The sequence below is a fragment of the Pseudescherichia sp. genome (genome assembly GCF_031987975.1).
Lineage (GTDB): Bacteria > Pseudomonadota > Gammaproteobacteria > Enterobacterales > Enterobacteriaceae > Pseudescherichia.
On record NZ_DALZYX010000015.1, the window covers coordinates 1 to 16,356 of the forward strand.

15 protein-coding genes and 1 pseudogene are annotated in these 16,356 nt (G+C 58.3%); 9 read left to right on the forward strand and 7 right to left on the reverse strand.

Translation table 11 applies throughout. The features are described from left to right. The 5 genes and pseudogenes from RTN40_RS19580 to hemC all read right to left on the reverse strand — a co-directional run. A pseudogene (locus RTN40_RS19580) lies at positions 1-407 on the reverse strand (RHS repeat protein); the annotation flags it as partial. A gap of 562 nt (positions 408-969) precedes the next feature. Further along, positions 970-2,166 carry a protoheme IX biogenesis protein HemY gene (gene hemY / locus RTN40_RS19585; protein ID WP_312229864.1) on the reverse strand — a complete coding sequence of 399 codons (1,197 nt, stop codon included), beginning with the start codon at positions 2,164-2,166 and terminating at the stop codon, positions 970-972. Between the two features lie 2 nt (positions 2,167-2,168). Continuing rightward, positions 2,169-3,341 carry a uroporphyrinogen-III C-methyltransferase gene (gene hemX / locus RTN40_RS19590; protein ID WP_312229865.1) on the reverse strand — a complete coding sequence of 391 codons (1,173 nt, stop codon included), beginning with the start codon at positions 3,339-3,341 and terminating at the stop codon, positions 2,169-2,171. Positions 3,342-3,362: 21 nt separating this feature from the next. Continuing rightward, on the reverse strand, positions 3,363-4,103 hold the full coding sequence (hemD, locus tag RTN40_RS19595; protein ID WP_312229866.1) for a uroporphyrinogen-III synthase: 741 nt from the start codon (positions 4,101-4,103) through the stop codon (positions 3,363-3,365). Beyond that, positions 4,100-5,041 (reverse strand): hydroxymethylbilane synthase, encoded by a 942-nt coding sequence (gene hemC, locus RTN40_RS19600; RefSeq protein WP_312229906.1) that lies wholly within the window; start codon positions 5,039-5,041, stop codon positions 4,100-4,102. The genes hemD and hemC overlap by 4 nt, the downstream gene beginning before the upstream one ends. Before the next feature lie 343 nt (positions 5,042-5,384). Here hemC and cyaA point away from each other — a divergent pair, with 343 nt between their 5' ends. After that, positions 5,385-7,931, forward strand: coding sequence for a class I adenylate cyclase (gene cyaA / locus RTN40_RS19605; protein WP_312229867.1), 2,547 nt, complete (start codon positions 5,385-5,387; stop codon positions 7,929-7,931). A 67-nt stretch (positions 7,932-7,998) separates the two neighbouring features. On the opposite strand, the gene cyaY is transcribed toward cyaA, so the two are convergent. Continuing rightward, positions 7,999-8,319: an iron donor protein CyaY gene (gene cyaY / locus RTN40_RS19610; protein WP_312229868.1), complete on the reverse strand. Its 321-nt coding sequence runs from the start codon at positions 8,317-8,319 to the stop codon at positions 7,999-8,001. A gap of 135 nt (positions 8,320-8,454) precedes the next feature. Here cyaY and lptM point away from each other — a divergent pair, with 135 nt between their 5' ends. The 8 genes from lptM (at position 8,455) to corA (ending at position 15,368) form a co-directional block, all read left to right on the forward strand. Then, positions 8,455-8,658 carry an LPS translocon maturation chaperone LptM gene (gene lptM, locus RTN40_RS19615; protein WP_312229869.1) on the forward strand — a complete coding sequence of 68 codons (204 nt, stop codon included), beginning with the start codon at positions 8,455-8,457 and terminating at the stop codon, positions 8,656-8,658. Between the two features lie 35 nt (positions 8,659-8,693). Continuing rightward, positions 8,694-9,518: a diaminopimelate epimerase gene (dapF, locus tag RTN40_RS19620; RefSeq protein ID WP_312229870.1), complete on the forward strand. Its 825-nt coding sequence runs from the start codon at positions 8,694-8,696 to the stop codon at positions 9,516-9,518. After that, entirely contained in the window at positions 9,515-10,222 is a 708-nt protein-coding gene (locus RTN40_RS19625) for a DUF484 domain-containing protein (RefSeq protein ID WP_103821732.1), read from the forward strand. Before dapF ends, RTN40_RS19625 begins: the two co-directional genes overlap by 4 nt. Further along, positions 10,219-11,121, forward strand: a complete 903-nt coding sequence (gene xerC / locus RTN40_RS19630; RefSeq protein WP_312229871.1) for a tyrosine recombinase XerC — start codon at positions 10,219-10,221, stop codon at positions 11,119-11,121. The genes RTN40_RS19625 and xerC overlap by 4 nt, the downstream gene beginning before the upstream one ends. Further along, entirely contained in the window at positions 11,121-11,837 is a 717-nt protein-coding gene (gene yigB, locus RTN40_RS19635) for a 5-amino-6-(5-phospho-D-ribitylamino)uracil phosphatase YigB (RefSeq protein WP_312229872.1), read from the forward strand. Before xerC ends, yigB begins: the two co-directional genes overlap by 1 nt. A gap of 63 nt (positions 11,838-11,900) precedes the next feature. Next, the gene (gene uvrD, locus RTN40_RS19640) at positions 11,901-14,063 is read left to right on the forward strand and encodes a DNA helicase II (protein ID WP_312229873.1); all 2,163 of its coding nucleotides are present in this window, start codon (positions 11,901-11,903) and stop codon (positions 14,061-14,063) included. A gap of 148 nt (positions 14,064-14,211) precedes the next feature. Beyond that, the gene (ysgD, locus tag RTN40_RS21040; protein ID WP_353621329.1) at positions 14,212-14,268 is read left to right on the forward strand and encodes a YsgD/CorL family protein; all 57 of its coding nucleotides are present in this window, start codon (positions 14,212-14,214) and stop codon (positions 14,266-14,268) included. A gap of 149 nt (positions 14,269-14,417) precedes the next feature. Further along, the gene (gene corA, locus RTN40_RS19645; RefSeq protein WP_222889085.1) at positions 14,418-15,368 is read left to right on the forward strand and encodes a magnesium/cobalt transporter CorA; all 951 of its coding nucleotides are present in this window, start codon (positions 14,418-14,420) and stop codon (positions 15,366-15,368) included. Between the two features lie 38 nt (positions 15,369-15,406). Here the strand turns inward: corA and rarD are convergent, their stop codons facing one another. Continuing rightward, entirely contained in the window at positions 15,407-16,300 is an 894-nt protein-coding gene (rarD, locus tag RTN40_RS19650; RefSeq protein WP_312229874.1) for an EamA family transporter RarD, read from the reverse strand. Positions 16,301-16,356: the final 56 nt, after the last annotated feature.

Genomic DNA, 16,356 nt, shown 5'->3' on the forward strand with positions numbered 1-16,356 from the left:
TGACCCGAGAGCTGCTCGCTGCCGCTCGCCAGCCGTCCCAGCTCGTCATACGCCACAGTTTGCACCGTGCCGCGCCCGTCCCGGATCCACACCGGACGGCCTGCGGCATCAGACAACATCACCTGTTCGCCGCTGTCGGTGCTTTCGCGCCGCAGCACCTGGCCTGCCAGCGAGAGCGTGGTGCGCAGGTTTGCCGGAGCCGTGCTGTCGGCGGTCCAGGCGGCAAACAGGCGTGGGTCACGGTGTGTTGCTATCCGGCTGGCGTCATCCGCCTGTGTATGGCTGACCAGCAGGCGCAGCGGGTCGGCACTGCTGTCATGGTTCCAGTTGAGGGCGCGCACGGCCAGCCCCCGGTTATCATGTACGCTGACCACTGGCGTGCCGGTTGCGGCGGTTGGATCGCTCATTTTGTTTTACCCATTCAGTTTTTAGAGGATATACATCAGGCAGTCTTAAATAGAGGGTACAGGACATTACCTTGCTACAAGGTGCAAAATAGAGGAGGGGCGAGCGTACTTACAGACAGAAGATGACCCGGGGCGTCGCCAGAAAGAGACAGATAAGATTTTGTTTTTATTTGGGTTATTAATTAGCACGTATATTCGTCGCTGTACGGCGACGCTTTTATCGATCTTCCTTCACTTTCCGGCCTCATTTAGTGCGATTTCGTGACGCCTTCCATAATTCCTAAATGAATACAGCCCGCTAGTTTTGAGAGTGAAAATGTGGCACGGGTTGTGCAATAATATACCTGTAGATGCTCATTCCATCTCTTATGCTCGCCGCCAGGCCTCATAAACTCAGGAATGACGCAGAGCCGTTTAATGGTGCTTATCGTCCACAGACAGATGTCGCTCCGGCCTCATCAAACACCATGGACACAACGTTGAGTGAAGCACCAATTTGTTGTCACGCAGACCTGTTTAATGCCCGCTCTGGTTTCAGAGCGGGCGTTTTTTTATGGCGGGTTTACTGCGGGGGATTGTTCTGCAGGGTATGCATCAAGCCGTCACGGCGCATGGCTGCTGCCTCTTCAGGCTGCTGTAAACGATCAAGAGTATCGGCCAGCCAGGCATAGTCAAACGGATCCGGACGCTGCTTCAGCGCGGCGCGGAATGCCAGGCTCGCCTCCTTCCACTCACCGTGCTTCATCAGCGACTGACCAAGGGTGCTCCACAGCAGCGGACGATCGCCCTGAGTTTTAATCTGCTGGCGCAGCACTTTCTCTACCTGTTCCGGGTTATTGGTCTTCAAACGCGGGATCGGCAGGACCAGACGATCGTCATACTGACGTTTCAACCCATCGAGGAGGATCTCCTGCGCGGTATCGTGATCGTCACACTCAATGAGATGCTCGGCCATGGCGACCTGAAGCGCGACCTGATGGCGGGTCTTGCGGCTCTGATGCTTCCACCAGGTCTTCAGGCCATCGCTGCCCCGTTCGGCCCGGGCCTGATCCATCATGCCAATCCATGCCTGCTGGGCCAGCGCCTCATGGTGCGCTTCATCACCGACGCCTGCTTTCGCCATAGACGGAATGCAGTCCAGCAGGGAATTCCATGCCCCGGTACGGATATAGGCCTGCTCGGCCAGACGCAGCACTTCCGGATGGCGCGGCGTAATTTCCAGCAGGTTATCCACGCCGTGGCGTGCCGCATGGTTTTCGTTACGTGCCAGCTGCAGGCGTACACGGGTGATCTCCACCGGAATAGGATCGTGTTCGGCCAGCTCAGAGGCGCGCTGCAGATGCTGGTTAGCCCGGGCTTCGTCGCCACGCTGCTGAGCGGCTTCAGCGGCTAGCAGATAGTTAACCACCGGCTGCTCGGCGTGATCGGCGTTCTTCGCCATCAGCTTTTCAACCTGCTGGTAGTCGCCCTCGGCCAGCTTGAGCAGCGCCTGCTCGGTCTGTTTGCGGGCGCGGCGGCGTTTGCGGCCCGTGAACCAGCCGCGGGTACGTGCGCCGGTATGGAAAATACGGCGCAGCAGCCACTCAACGGCAAACAGTACCACCATGGCGAGGATCAGGATAATCACCAGCCCCGTCACGCTGGTTTCGATATTGTAGTTATCGGTCTGGATCAGCACGTAGCCCTGATGTCCGGCCACCATTGGGCCAACAACGATACCGGCGAGCAGCAGTGCAAAGAGGAGCAATACTTTAAGCATAATTATTCCCCCTGCTGCGGCGCAGCGGCCGGTGCGTCGGCCGGCGGTGCGTCATTCGCTGCCGCCGCTGGCTGTGCCAGCAGGTTACGCACGCGCGTCTGCATCAGCTTCTCCAGGATCGGCTGGCTTTGCAGTGAATCCGGCACCTCCATGGTGATGTTCTGCTGGCTGAGCTTGTCCACCTCTTCGAGGAACGCTTTGGTGCTGGCGTCATCGGTATCGTAGTAGGCGCGTACCCAACTGGAGACGTTATCCAGAGCCTGTTTATAGGTCTCTTCCTGGTGGCGCGGCACGGCCTGTGCGGCAACCAGCAGGCGCGAACGGATATTTTCCCGCAGGTAGATATCCTGGTTCGGGGCGAGTAGTGGGACCGCGGTCTCATCGCGGCGGCGGACGGTAATAAAGCTATCCATAAAGTTATGCCAGCTCTTTTGCAGATTTACCCGCCACTCGCTCAGCGAGCTGGATAGCTCACCGCTGTCGCTATCCATCGGGGTATCATCGTCGTTGTTATCCGCCAGGCGCAGATTGTCGATCTGGTTGGAGAGCTGATTAACCTTCAGAATGATGCCGTCGTAATCCACCTGCGCCACGCCGGAGAGGCTGGCTACGTCGTCGGTGATGGCACGGCGGGCCGCGATCAGGCTCGGATCGTTCATATCGGCCAGGCTCGCATCGGCACTTTTCAGCAGCGCGGCGGCGGTGGTGATGTCGCTATCGCTCCACAGTTTACGACCGGCCAGCTTCACAAGGAAATCGGCCTGCGCCAGCAGCCAGGTTTTGGCGTCGGTTCCGGAGATGGTCGCAACTTTCTGCGACAGCTCATCAAGCTGCTTATTCAGCTCGGCCTGCTGGCGATCTGCCGTGGCCAGGGCCTCGCTCTGCTGTTTGATAATGCCTTCAAACTGCGTTTTTTGCGCTTCCTGCGCCTTTTGCAGGGCGGTGATTTGGCTTACCAGCGCGTCGCTGGTTGCTGTCTGCGTTGAGGTCTGCTGTTTCACCCAGCCATAAATCCCCACGCCAGCCGCCAGTGCAATGGCGATGGCAATCGCGCTCAGCGCAAGGCTGGTCTTATTGGCGCGATCCTTCTTCTCAGCTTTTTCTGGCTGTGGCGTGGTATCCACGGCCTCCCTGGTCTCTTCAACCTCGGCAGAGGAGTTCTGTTGTTCCGTCATTATGGCTTCCCATTATGAGAGTTATTGTAATGCGCGCAGCAGCGCATCGTTGTCAGCGTTATCAGCGACCTGAATATCCTGCCAGCCCAGATCCCGGGCGAGGTGCGCCAGACGTTCGCTTACCACCAGCAGACGGCAGCGAAGTAACCAGTTTTCACGATACCAGGCCGGAATCAGGGAGAAAAGTTGCTGGATCATCTCGCCGCTGGTCACCACGAGGGTAGTGACTCCGCGAGTCTGCCAGCGCATTGCCTCTTCCGCGCCGTCATAAAACTTCGCACTACGTTGATAACATTCACAAAATGTGACATCAGCACCGCGTGCTGCCAGCGTATCGCCTAACAGCTCGCGCCCACCGTTGCCACGTAACAGCATTGCACGCTTACCTGCAATATTTTGTAATTCAGGTAATTGTAGCAACACTTCGCTAATTTCCCGATCCACCGGATAGCGTACATTGACGCCGCTTACGGTATGAAGCGCCAGCGCGGTCGTGCGACCGATAGCAAAATAGCGGGGCGCAACCGGCCAGGGCAGGCCGTGATGCTGGAGATACGCATGGGCAAAGGCCACTGCATGCTGCGATAGCACAAAGACAAGGTCGTTAGCCGTCAGAGCGGCAAGGCGGTCAGGCAGCGTCGCCAGCTCCCGGCCGGGGGTAAATTCAATCAGCGGAAAGCTCCAGGCCACCTTTCCCAGTGCGCGCAGACGGCTCACTAATTCCTCCCCAGCGGGGGAGGGGCGGGTGACCAGGATACTCATGCAGGCGCTTCTCCGTTATAGACTTCGGCCAGGATCTCGCGCGCACCATTAGCCAGCAGCTCTTCAGCGAGGGACACGCCCAGCTGCTCTGCCTCTTCCGGCTTGCCGCGCCGTTCACCGCGCACCATTACCGAGCCATCCGGTGCGCCCACCAGCGCACGCAGCCAGATTTCACCCGCGACCAGTTCAGCATAGCTACCAATAGGCACCTGGCAGCCACCCTCCAGCCGCGTGTTCATCGCGCGTTCGGCTTTAACGCGTAGGGCGGTATCATCATGATTGAGAGGGGCAAGCAGCGCCCGGGTGCGTTTATCGTCCAGACGGCACTCAATACCTACCGCACCCTGGCCCACGGCGGGCAGAGAGAGTTCCGGCGGCAGCGCCACGCGAATGCGCGACTCAAGGTCGAGGCGTTTTAGTCCGGCAACGGCCAGAATAATGGCGTCGTAGTCGCCGTTATCGAGCTTGCCCAGCCGCGTGCCGACGTTGCCGCGCAGGGAGCGGATCTGCAGATCCGGGCGGCGCTCGGCCAGCTGACACTGGCGGCGTAAACTTGACGTGCCAACCACGCTGCCCGCAGGCAGGGCGTCCAGGCTCTCGTAATGGTTAGAGACGAAGGCATCGCGAGGATCCTCGCGCTCGCAGATGGTCACCAGACCCAGACCTTTCGGAAACTCGACCGGCACGTCTTTCATGGAGTGAACGGCCAGATCGGCACGATCCTCAATCAGGGCCAGCTCCAGCTCTTTAACGAACAGGCCTTTACCGCCGACCTTAGCGAGCGGGGTATCAAGGATCACATCGCCGCGCGTGACCATCGGCACCAGCTCAACGTTAAGACCCGGATGGCAGGCCATCAGGCGCTGCTGAACATAGTGTGCCTGCCAGAGCGCAAGGGGGCTTTGGCGTGTGGCGATTCTTAAAATAGTGTCTGGCATACTGTTACCGTCATTATCGTCCATCGACCATCCTAACACTGTTGTCTTAGGGTGTCAGTTTTCACGGGTGATTGCGCAAGCATGCCAAGAGGCCGTATTCTGGGATTTACACGTAACGAACGGTGCTACACTTGTATGTAGCGCATCTTTCTTTACGGTCAATCGGCAAGGTGTTAAATTGATCACGTTTTAGACCATTTTTTCGTCTGTACTCACACAATCATAAGGACGAAAAAGGGTGACGGGTATCTTTGTAATACTATAAATCTGAACCGGACCGCGATTGCCGACGTTTCTGTCAGCATGGCGCTACGGAAAGGTTTAAAACATCAGGCGATACGTCTTGTACCTCTATATTGAGACTCTGAAACAGAGACTGGATGCCATAAACCAACTGCGTGTCGATCGCGCACTGGCCGCTATGGGGCCTGCTTTCCAGCAGGTATACAGTCTGCTGCCTACATTATTGCATTATCATCATCCGCTGATGCCGGGTTACCTTGACGGTAACGTTCCCTGTGGCATCTGCCTCTACGCGCCTGATGAAAACCAGCTCCGCTACCTTAACGAGCTGGAGTTGAATCGTGGCCTGCCGGTACAGGAGTCGCCCAAAGGCGAACTGCCCATCACCGGACTCTATACCATGGGCAGTACCTCGTCGGTCGGGCAGAGCAGCTCTTCCGATCTCGACATCTGGGTGTGCCATCAGTCGTGGCTCGACAACGACGAGCGCCAGCTATTACAGCGTAAATGCAGCCTGCTGGAGAGCTGGGCCGCCTCGCTCGGCGTAGAGGTGAGCTTCTTCCTGATCGACGAGAACCGCTTCCGCCATAACGAAAGCGGCAGCCTCGGTGGGGAAGACTGCGGCTCTACCCAACATATTTTACTGCTCGATGAGTTCTACCGCACCGCCGTGCGTCTGGCCGGGAAACGTATTCTGTGGAACATGGTCCCAGGCGATGAAGAGGCCAACTACGACGACTACGTGATGTCGCTGTACGCTCAGGGTGTGCTGACGCCAAACGAGTGGCTGGATCTGGGCGGGCTGAGTTCGCTGTCGGCGGAGGAGTACTTCGGGGCTAGCCTGTGGCAGCTCTACAAAAGCATCGACTCCCCTTATAAAGCGGTGCTGAAAACGCTGCTGCTGGAGGCCTACTCCTGGGAGTACCCGAACACGCGCCTGCTGGCAAAAGATATTAAACAGCGGCTGCACGACGGGGAGATCGTCTCCTTTGGTCTCGATCACTACTGCATGATGCTGGAGCGCGTTACCCACTACCTGACGGCGATCGAGGACTTCACGCGCCTCGATCTGGTGCGTCGATGTTTCTATCTAAAAGTGTGTGAAAAGCTGAGCCGCGAGCGCGCCTGCGTGGGCTGGCGGCGTGAAGTGGTCAGCTCGCTGGTGAAGGAGTGGGGCTGGGACGAAGCGCGCCTCGCCATGCTTGATAACCGCGCCAACTGGAAAATCGGCCAGGTGCGCGAAGCGCATAACGAACTGCTCGATGCCATGATGCAGAGCTACCGCAACCTTATCCGCTTTGCACGCCGTAACAACCTCAGCGTCTCCGCCAGTCCGCAGGATATCGGCGTGCTGACACGTAAGCTGTATGCCGCGTTTGAAGCGCTGCCGGGCAAAGTGACGCTGGTGAACCCGCAAATTTCGCCGGATCTCTCTGAGCCGAACCTGACCTTTATCCATGTACCGCCGGGCCGGGCCAACCGCTCCGGCTGGTATCTCTATAACCGCGCCCCGAGCATGGATTCGATTATCAGCCAGCAGCCGCTGGAGTATAACCGCTATCTCAACAAGCTGGTGGCGTGGGCGTGGTTTAATGGCCTGCTGACGTCGCGCACGCACCTGTTTATCAAGGGCAACGGCATTGTCGATCTGGCGAAGCTGCAGGAGATGGTGGCCGACGTGTCGCACCACTTCCCGCTGCGCCTACCCGCGCCAACGCCGAAGGCGCTCTACAGCCCGTGTGAAATTCGTCATCTGGCGATTATCGTTAATCTGGAGTACGACCCGACGGCGGCGTTCCGCAATCAGGTGGTCCATTTTGACTTCCGCAAGCTGGACGTGTTCAGCTTCGGCGAGCAGCAAAATTGCCTGGTCGGCAGTGTCGATCTGCTCTACCGCAACTCGTGGAACGAGGTGCGTACCCTGCATTTCAACGGCGAGCAGGCGATGATTGAGGCGCTGAAGACCATTCTGGGCAAGATGCATCAGGACGCCGCACCGCCGGATAGCGTGGAGGTGTTCTGCTATAGCCAGCACCTGCGCGGTTTGATTCGTACCCGCGTGCAGCAGCTGGTGTCAGAGTGCATTGAGCTGCGCCTCTCCAGTACGCGTCAGGAGACCGGACGCTTTAAAGCGCTGCGCGTTGCCGGGCAGACCTGGGGACTGTTCTTTGAGCGTCTGAACGTATCGGTGCAGAAGCTGGAGAATGCCATTGAGTTCTACGGGGCGATCTCCCACAACAAGCTGCACGGCCTGTCGGTTCAGGTAGAGACCAACCAGGTCAAGCTGCCGCCGGTGGTGGACGGTTTTGCCAGCGAAGGGATCATTCAGTTCTTCTTTGAAGAGTCGGGCGATGAGACGGGCTTTAACATCTACATTCTGGATGAGAGCAACCGGGCAGAGGTGTACCATCACTGCGAAGGCAGTAAAGAGGAGCTGGTGCGCGACGTAAGCCGCTTCTACTCTTCATCCCACGATCGCTTTACCTACGGCTCGAGCTTTATCAACTTCAATCTGCCGCAGTTCTATCAGATTGTGAAAGTTGATGGGCGCGCGCAGGTGATCCCGTTCCGCAACCAGGCGATTGGCGTGCCGCCTCCGGCCAGTCCAAACAACGACGCGCCGCTGCTGCAGCACTATTTTTCCTGAGGCATTTTGCTGACGTAATGCCCGGTGGCGCTGCGCTTACCGGGCCTACGAGCGCGCGAAGCCGTTATTAACGGAAGCTCACCGGTTCGCCGGCCTGGTGCGTTGCCGCCTGCTCCAGCAGATCCCAAAAATCGTCGCCGGTGCGATCGCAGATCCACGCGTCGCCTTTCAGATCGAAGTGGTAGCCGCCCTGTTTGGTGGCCAGCCAGACCTGGTGCAGCGGCTCCTGACGGTTGATGATAATTTTGCTGCCGTTTTCAAAGGTCAGGGTCAGCACGCCGCCGTTAATTTCGCAGTCGATATCGCTGTCGCCGTCCCAGCTATCCAGGCGCTCTTCGATGTTCTGCCACAGGCCATCGGCAAGGCGGTGAAATTCAGAGTCGTTCATTTTTTTTCCTTCTGATCGTGATGGCGGCAGTATAACGCGAAATAATTCCCATTGCAGGCGGCGTGCAAACTCTTGCTTTTGCGCCCTCTCCTGCGATGATAGAAACCATAAAGCATGAACTTACAGGCAACCATAATGAAAAACGTTTTTCGTTCGCTGGCGGTACTTCTGACCCTGTTTAGCCTGACGGGCTGCGGTTTGAAGGGACCTCTCTATTTCCCGCCGGCTGACAAATCTGCTCCGCCGCCAACGAAGAAAGTGGACAATCCGGCCCAGACGACTACGCCAGCGCGTAACGATCGCGGCACCGCTGATGGCCCGACCCAGGTTATTTACTGACGGTAACATTCTGTCCCTGTGCAATGGAGTCAATGATGCAGTTCTCTAAAATGCATGGCCTTGGCAACGACTTTATGGTCGTAGACGCGGTAACGCAGAATGTCTTTTTCTCACCCGAGCTGATCCGCCGGCTGGCGGATCGTCATCTGGGCGTTGGCTTCGATCAGCTGCTGATCGTTGAGCCGCCTTACGATCCGGATCTCGATTTTCACTACCGGATCTATAACGCCGACGGTAGCGAGGTGTCCCAGTGCGGCAATGGCGCACGCTGCTTTGCTCGCTTTGTACGGCTGAAGGGGCTAACCAACAAGCGCGATATCCGCGTCAGTACCGCCAATGGCCGTATGGTGCTGAGCGTCACGGAAGATGAGCTGGTACGCGTTAATATGGGCGAGCCGAACTTTGATCCTGCCGCCGTTCCGTTTCGCGCGAACAAAGCGGAAAAAACCTATATCATGCGCGCTGCTGAACAGACCATTCTGTGCGGCGTCGTTTCGATGGGGAATCCGCATTGCGTGATTCAGGTAGACAATGTCGATACCGCCCCGGTCGAAACGCTGGGTCCGGTGCTGGAGAGCCACGAGCGCTTCCCGGAACGCGCCAACATTGGCTTTATGCAGGTTGTTAAGCGCGAACATGTTCGTCTGCGCGTCTTTGAACGCGGGGCGGGTGAGACCCAGGCCTGCGGCAGCGGCGCATGTGCAGCAGTGGCCGTAGGGATCCAGCAAGGTTTACTGGCAGAAGAGGTACGCGTGGAGCTTCCAGGCGGCCGTCTTGATATTGCCTGGAAGGGTCCGGGCCAGCCGCTGTTTATGACCGGCCCGGCAACACACGTCTACGACGGATTTATTCATCTATGAAGCACATTGAGGAAGAGCAGCAGGCGGCCCTGGCCGAACTTACCGATCGCGAGGTTGTCGATTACCTGCTGCGTAATCCTGAGTTTTTTATCCGCAACGCGCAGGCGGTGCAGATGATCGAGGTTCCGCACCCGGTGCGTGGCGCGGTATCGCTGGTTGAGTGGCAGATGGTGCGCGCGCGCAACCATATCAACGTGCTGGAAGAGAACATGACCCTGCTGATGGAGCAGGCGAGCAGTAACGAAGATCTCTTCTCCTGCCTGCTGCGTCTGCAGGGACAGATGGCCTCAGCCAGCAGCCTTGAGGATCTGCTGGTGCGTTTCCAGCGCTGGGCAAAAGAGATGGGCCTGGCAGGTGCCAGCATCCGTCTGTTCTCCGATCGCTGGCGCATCGGCGCGCCCTCTGACTTTACCCATCTGGCGCTGAGCCGCCAGGCCTTTGAGCCGCTGCGTATTCAGCGCCTGGGCCAGGAGAATCACTATCTGGGACCGCTTAACGGGCCTGAGCTGCTGCTCCTGCTCCCGGAGGCTCGCGCTATCGGCTCCGTGGCGCTCTCCATGATGGGCCACGATGGCGATCTGGGAGTGATCATTTTCAGCAGCCGGGATGTGACTCACTACCATCCGGATCAGGGCACTCAGCTGTTGCAGGAAGTCGCGGCAATGCTGCCTGAACTGCTGGCACGCTGGATCGAACGGATATGATCGACTCGCCGCTGCAGCCGCTGGTAACCCGCTTTCTGCGCTACCTAAGCGTCGAGCGGCAGCTAAGCCCGATCACCCTGCTGAACTATGAGCGTCAGCTCGCTGCCATTATTTCGCTGGCGGATGAGAGCGGCGTAAAAAGCTGGCCGCAGTGCGATGCTGCCGTGGTGCGCAGCTTCGCCGTTAAAAGCCGACGTAAGGGGCTGGGGGCAGCCAGCCTGGCGCTGCGGCTCTCGGCCCTGCGCAGTTTTTTTGACTGGCTGGTAAGCCAGGGTGAGCTGGCCGTCAACCCGGCAAAGGGCATATCCGCGCCAAAAGCGCCGCGCCACCTGCCGAAAAATATCGACGTTGACGACGTTAACCGCCTGCTGGATATCGATCTCAACGATCCGCTGGCGGTGCGCGACCGGGCGATGCTGGAGGTGATGTACGGCGCGGGCCTGCGTCTGTCGGAGCTGGTGAATCTGGACATCCGCCATCTCGATCTCGACACCGGTGAGGTGTGGGTGCTGGGAAAAGGCAGCAAGGAGCGCCGTCTGCCGATAGGCCGCAACGCGATGATCTGGGTTGAACACTGGCTGGATCTGCGCGGGCTATTTGGTACAGATGAGGATGCGCTGTTCCTGTCGAAGCTCGGCAAGCGTATTTCAGCGCGCAACGTCCAGAAGCGCTTTGCCGAGTGGGGCATCAGGCAGGGCCTGAACAGCCACGTGCATCCGCACAAGCTGCGCCACTCCTTTGCCACCCACATGCTGGAGTCGAGCGGCGACCTGCGCGGCGTGCAGGAGCTGCTGGGCCATGCGAACTTATCCACCACGCAGATCTATACCCATCTCGATTTTCAACACCTTGCCTCGGTGTACGACGCGGCGCATCCACGCGCTAAACGGGGGAAATAATGCGTTTTTACCGCCCATTGGGTCAGATCTCCGCGCTGACCTTTGATCTTGATGACACCCTGTACGATAACCGTGAAGTGATCCTGCGCACCGAGCATGAGTCGCTGACCTTTGTGCAGAACTATCACCCCTCGCTAAACCATCTGCAGAATAGCGACTTTCACCGCCTGCGCCAGGCGCTGCGGGAAAGCGAGCCGGATATCTACCACGACGTCACGGAGTGGCGGCGGCGTGCGGTAGAGCGGGCCATGCTGGATGCGGGCCTGAGCGCGGAAGAGGCGGAGGAGGGAGCCACGGCGGCGATGGCAAACTTTGCGATCTGGCGTAGCCGGATCGACGTCCCGCAGGCAACGCACGATACGCTGGCGGCGCTGGCCGAAAAGTGGCCGCTGGTGGCGATCACCAACGGCAACGCGCAGCCGGAGCGGTTTGGCCTTGGCGACTACTTTGAGTTTGTGCTGCGCGCCGGGCCTGACGGGCGTTCGAAGCCCTATCAGGATATGTACCATCTGGCAGCGGAGAAGCTCTCCCTGCCGCTGGGGGAGATCCTGCACGTGGGTGATGACCTCACCACCGACGTGGCGGGCGCGATCCGCTGTGGAATGCAGGCCTGCTGGATCAAACCGAAAAGCGCCGATCTGATGCACACCTCCGACAGCCGCTTATTGCCCCACGTTGAAATTTCCCGGTTGGCATCTCTGACCTCGCTGATATAATCACCAGAGAATCTGTATATATTAACAGGGGTCTTGTACGGCCCCTCTTCTCCGGCGGTGCCAATGGACGTTTCTTACCTACTCGACAGCCTTAATGATAAACAGCGTGACGCCGTTGCCGCGTCGCGTAGCAATATGCTGGTGCTGGCGGGGGCAGGCAGCGGTAAGACGCGCGTGCTGGTTCACCGTATCGCCTGGCTGCTGAGCGTAGAGAACTGCTCGCCCTACTCAATTATGGCGGTAACCTTTACCAACAAGGCGGCGGCGGAGATGCGCCACCGTATCGGTCAGCTGATGGGCACTACCCAGGGCGGTATGTGGGTCGGCACCTTCCACGGGCTGGCGCACCGCCTGCTGCGCGCCCATCATCTGGACGCCAACCTGCCACAGGATTTTCAAATCCTCGACAGCGAGGATCAGCTGCGCCTGCTGCGTCGGCTGATCAAGGCCATGAACCTCGACGAGAAGCAGTGGCCGCCGCGCCAGGCGATGTGGTACATCAACGGCCAGAAAGACGAGGGCATTCGCCCGCATCATATTCAGAGCTTTGGTAACCCGGTTGAGCAGACCTGGCAGAAGGTCTATCAGGCCTACCAGGAGGCGTGCGATCGCGCCGGACTGGTGGATTTCGCCGAGCTGCTGCTGCGTGCCCACGAGCTATGGCTTAACAAGCCGCATATTCTCAACCACTACCGCGAGCGCTTTACTAACATCCTGGTGGATGAGTTCCAGGACACTAACAACATTCAGTACGCCTGGATCCGCCTGTTGGCAGGCGATACCGGCAAGGTGATGATCGTTGGCGATGACGACCAGTCCATCTACGGCTGGCGCGGCGCACAGGTAGAGAACATCCAGCGCTTCCTCAACGACTTCCCCGGCGCAGAGACCATCCGCCTGGAGCAAAACTACCGCTCGACCAGCAACATTCTCAGCGCGGCCAACGCCCTGATTGAGAATAACAACGGTCGCCTCGGGAAAAAGCTCTGGACTGAGGGTCTCGAAGGCGAGCTGATTTCGCTCTACTGCGCCTTCAACGAACTCGATGAAGCACGCTTCGTGGTTAACCGCATCAAGACCTGGCAGGAGAGCGGCGGCGCGCTGGAGCAGTGTGCCATTCTCTACCGCAGCAACGCCCAGTCGCGCGTGCTGGAAGAGGCCCTGCTACAGGTCGGCATGCCGTACCGTATCTATGGCGGCATGCGCTTCTTTGAACGCCAGGAGATCAAAGATTCGCTCTCCTATTTACGCCTGATTGCTAACCGCAACGACGACGCGGCCTTTGAGCGCGTGGTCAATACGCCAACGCGTGGTATTGGCGATCGCACCCTGGACGTGGTGCGCCAGGCGTCGCGCGACCGGCAGCTCACTCTGTGGCAGGCCAGCCGCGAGCTGTTGCAGGAGCGTGCCCTGGCTGGACGCGCCGCCAGCGCCCTCCAGCGCTTCCTTGAGCTTATCGACGCCCTGGCCCAGGAGACCGCCGATATGCCGCTGCATGTGCAGACCGACCGGGTGATCAAGGACTCCGGCCTGTGGATGATGTATGAGCAGGAGAAGGGCGAAAAGGGCCAGGCGCGTATCGAAAACTTAGAGGAGCTGGTGACGGCCACGCGCCAGTTCAGCTACAACGATGAAGACGAAGATCTGATGCCGCTGCAGGCGTTTCTCTCCCACGCGGCGCTGGAAGCGGGCGAGGGGCAGGCCGATACCTGGCAGGATGCGGTGCAGCTGATGACCCTGCACTCGGCAAAAGGGCTGGAGTTCCCGCAGGTCTTTATCGTCGGCATGGAGGAGGGAATGTTCCCTAGCCAGATGTCCCTTGACGAGGGCGGTAGGCTGGAGGAGGAGCGTCGTCTGGCCTACGTGGGCGTAACCCGCGCTATGCAGAAGCTGACGTTAACCTATGCTGAAACCCGCCGTCTATACGGCAAAGAGGTCTACCATCGTCCATCGCGCTTTATCGGCGAGCTGCCGGAAAACTGTGTGGAAGAGGTACGTCTGCGTGCCAGCATCAGCCGCCCGGTAAACCATCAGCGTATGGGCACCCCGGTGGCGCAGAACGACTCCGGCTACAAGCTCGGCCAGCGCGTGCGCCATCCGAAATTTGGCGAAGGTACCATCGTTAACCTCGAGGGCAGCGGCGAGCACAGCCGTCTGCAGGTGGCCTTCCAGGGCCAGGGGATCAAATGGCTGGTGGCCGCTTACGCACGGCTGGAAGAAGTGTAACTTTCAGAAAAATATCACTATTTTGTAACACTCTGCTACCCTTAAACGCTGAAGGCCAATTATTGTTCTTCAGCGTTCCGTTGCGTGTTGACGCCATATTTTAGCTGGCGTAACATGCGCGCACGATCACGCTAAGAGGACATTCGCCTTGGACACACCCAGTAGATGCTGGCTCAATTCCCTGTCATTCAGGAACAACTCCTAAGGCTATCTCCTCGCGCTGATGGCCTTAGTGGTTGTCAGCGGCAATAATTCCCGTCGCGCTGAGTCAGGCTGTTTAATGGTCTGAAACCCAATTTGTTTCTGTGTGCCCACCGAACTGTCCGATAATTTTTTGTATTGGGAGTCCCGGTCATGTTGAGCGCATTTCAACTGGAAAATAACCGTCTCACCCGTCTCGAGGTTGAAGAGGCACCTACCCTGATCGATGCGGTGTGGGTGGATCTGGTCGAGCCGGATGACGATGAACGTAACCGTGTGCAGACGGACCTTGGTCAGAGCCTGGCAACGCGTCCTGAGCTGGAGGATATCGAGGCTTCTGCGCGTTTCTTTGAGGATGAGGACGGGCTGCATATCCACTCCTTCTTCTTCTTTGAAGATGCAGAGGATCACGCCGGTAACTCCACGGTGGCGTTCACTATTCGTGACGGCCGCCTGTTTACCCTGCGCGAGCGTGAGCTGCCCGCGTTTCGCCTCTACCGGATGCGCGCCCGCAGCCAGGCAATGGTTGACGGTAACGCCTACGAGCTGCTGCTCGATCTCTTTGAAACCAAAATCGAACAGCTGGCGGATGAGATTGAGAACATCTACAGCGACCTGGAGAAGCTGAGCCGCGTCATTATGGAAGGCCAGCAGGGCGATGAGTATGACGAGGCGCTCTCAGCGCTAGCAGAGCAGGAGGATATCGGCTGGAAGGTACGTCTGTGTCTGATGGATACCCAGCGCGCGCTGAACTTCCTGGTGCGTAAAGCGCGCCTGCCGGGTAGCCAGCTGGAACAGGCTCGCGAGATCCTGCGCGATATCGAATCCCTGCTGCCGCATAATGAGTCCCTGTTCCAGAAGGTCAACTTCCTGATGCAGGCGGCGATGGGCTTTATCAATATTGAGCAGAACCGCATCATTAAGATCTTCTCGGTGGTCTCGGTGGTGTTCCTGCCGCCGACGCTGGTGGCCTCCAGCTACGGGATGAACTTTGAGTTTATGCCGGAGCTGCACTGGAGCTTTGGCTACCCGGGCGCGATCGTCTTTATGATGCTCGCTGGCCTGGCACCGTACCTCTACTTTAAACGCAAAAATTGGCTGTAATCGTTCCAGATCGGGTGGCTTTGCGCCACCCGACGTCATTACATCTTCCGCATCCGGCGCTGGGTATAGATAGCGTCCATCACGAATACGGCTAATGCCACCCAGATAAAGGCAAAGGTCACCATCTTATCCATGCCCGGTACTTCACCATAGAAGGTGACCGCCAGCAGGAACATCAGCGTCGGGCCGATATACTGGAAAAAGCCCAGCGTCGAGAGGCGCAGACGGGTAGCCGCACCGGTAAAGCAGAGCAGGGGGATAGTGGTCACCACGCCTGCCGCCATCAGCATCACGTTGAGCGTCCACGGATTATTTCCCATATGGCTGGTCGGGCTGTCAGCGATGCCAAATAGCCAGACGGCGGCGACCGGCAGTAGCCACAGGGTCTCTATCAGCATGCCAGTCTGGGCATCAACGGCAATCTTCTTACGCACCAAGCCGTAGAAGGCAAAGCTGAACGCCAGCGCCAGGGCAATGATCGGCAGTGAACCAAACGTCCAGAGCTGCACCAGTACGCCGCAGCCAGCAAGGATCACCGCCAGCCACTGCATGCGACGGAAGCGCTCGCCAAGAAAGATCATCCCCAGCAGGATATTTACCAGCGGATTGATAAAGTAGCCGAGGCTGGCTTCCAGCATGTGATGGTTATTGACCGCCCAAATAAATAGCAGCCAGTTACCGCCGATCAAGACCGCCGAAAGGGCCAGCAGCAGGATTTTCTTCGGCGTGCGTAGAAGGTTTTTGAGCCGTGACCACTGGCGGCTGACGCTGATCAGCACCACCATAAAGAAAAATGACCAGATGACCCGGTGAGTAAAGATCTCGTTGGCGGGAACGTAGTCGATCAGCTTGAAGTACGCCGGTGCGATACCCCAAATAAAATAAGCGGCAAGAGCGAGTAGTACGCCCTGCCGCGTCTGCTTAGCATCCATCGGAACATCCAAATCCGTTAGCAAAAAAGTAACAGCATGTTACCCGATTTTGGCAC

Bases quoted from the DNA above. Each gene is read 5' to 3' on its own strand.
- xerC (WP_312229871.1), top strand. From the start codon at position 10,219: ATGATCGACTCGCCGCTGCAGCCGCTGGTAACCCGCTTTCTGCGCTAC.
- corA (WP_222889085.1), top strand. From the start codon at position 14,418: ATGTTGAGCGCATTTCAACTGGAAAATAACCGTCTCACCCGTCTCGAG.
- RTN40_RS19625 (WP_103821732.1), top strand. From the start codon at position 9,515: ATGAAGCACATTGAGGAAGAGCAGCAGGCGGCCCTGGCCGAACTTACC.
- yigB (WP_312229872.1), top strand. From the start codon at position 11,121: ATGCGTTTTTACCGCCCATTGGGTCAGATCTCCGCGCTGACCTTTGAT.
- rarD (WP_312229874.1), bottom strand. From the start codon at position 16,300: ATGGATGCTAAGCAGACGCGGCAGGGCGTACTACTCGCTCTTGCCGCT.
- uvrD (WP_312229873.1), top strand. From the start codon at position 11,901: ATGGACGTTTCTTACCTACTCGACAGCCTTAATGATAAACAGCGTGAC.
- cyaY (WP_312229868.1), bottom strand. From the start codon at position 8,319: ATGAACGACTCTGAATTTCACCGCCTTGCCGATGGCCTGTGGCAGAAC.
- hemC (WP_312229906.1), bottom strand. From the start codon at position 5,041: ATGCCAGACACTATTTTAAGAATCGCCACACGCCAAAGCCCCCTTGCG.
- hemX (WP_312229865.1), bottom strand. From the start codon at position 3,341: ATGACGGAACAACAGAACTCCTCTGCCGAGGTTGAAGAGACCAGGGAG.
- hemD (WP_312229866.1), bottom strand. From the start codon at position 4,103: ATGAGTATCCTGGTCACCCGCCCCTCCCCCGCTGGGGAGGAATTAGTG.
- hemY (WP_312229864.1), bottom strand. From the start codon at position 2,166: ATGCTTAAAGTATTGCTCCTCTTTGCACTGCTGCTCGCCGGTATCGTT.
- dapF (WP_312229870.1), top strand. From the start codon at position 8,694: ATGCAGTTCTCTAAAATGCATGGCCTTGGCAACGACTTTATGGTCGTA.
- lptM (WP_312229869.1), top strand. From the start codon at position 8,455: ATGAAAAACGTTTTTCGTTCGCTGGCGGTACTTCTGACCCTGTTTAGC.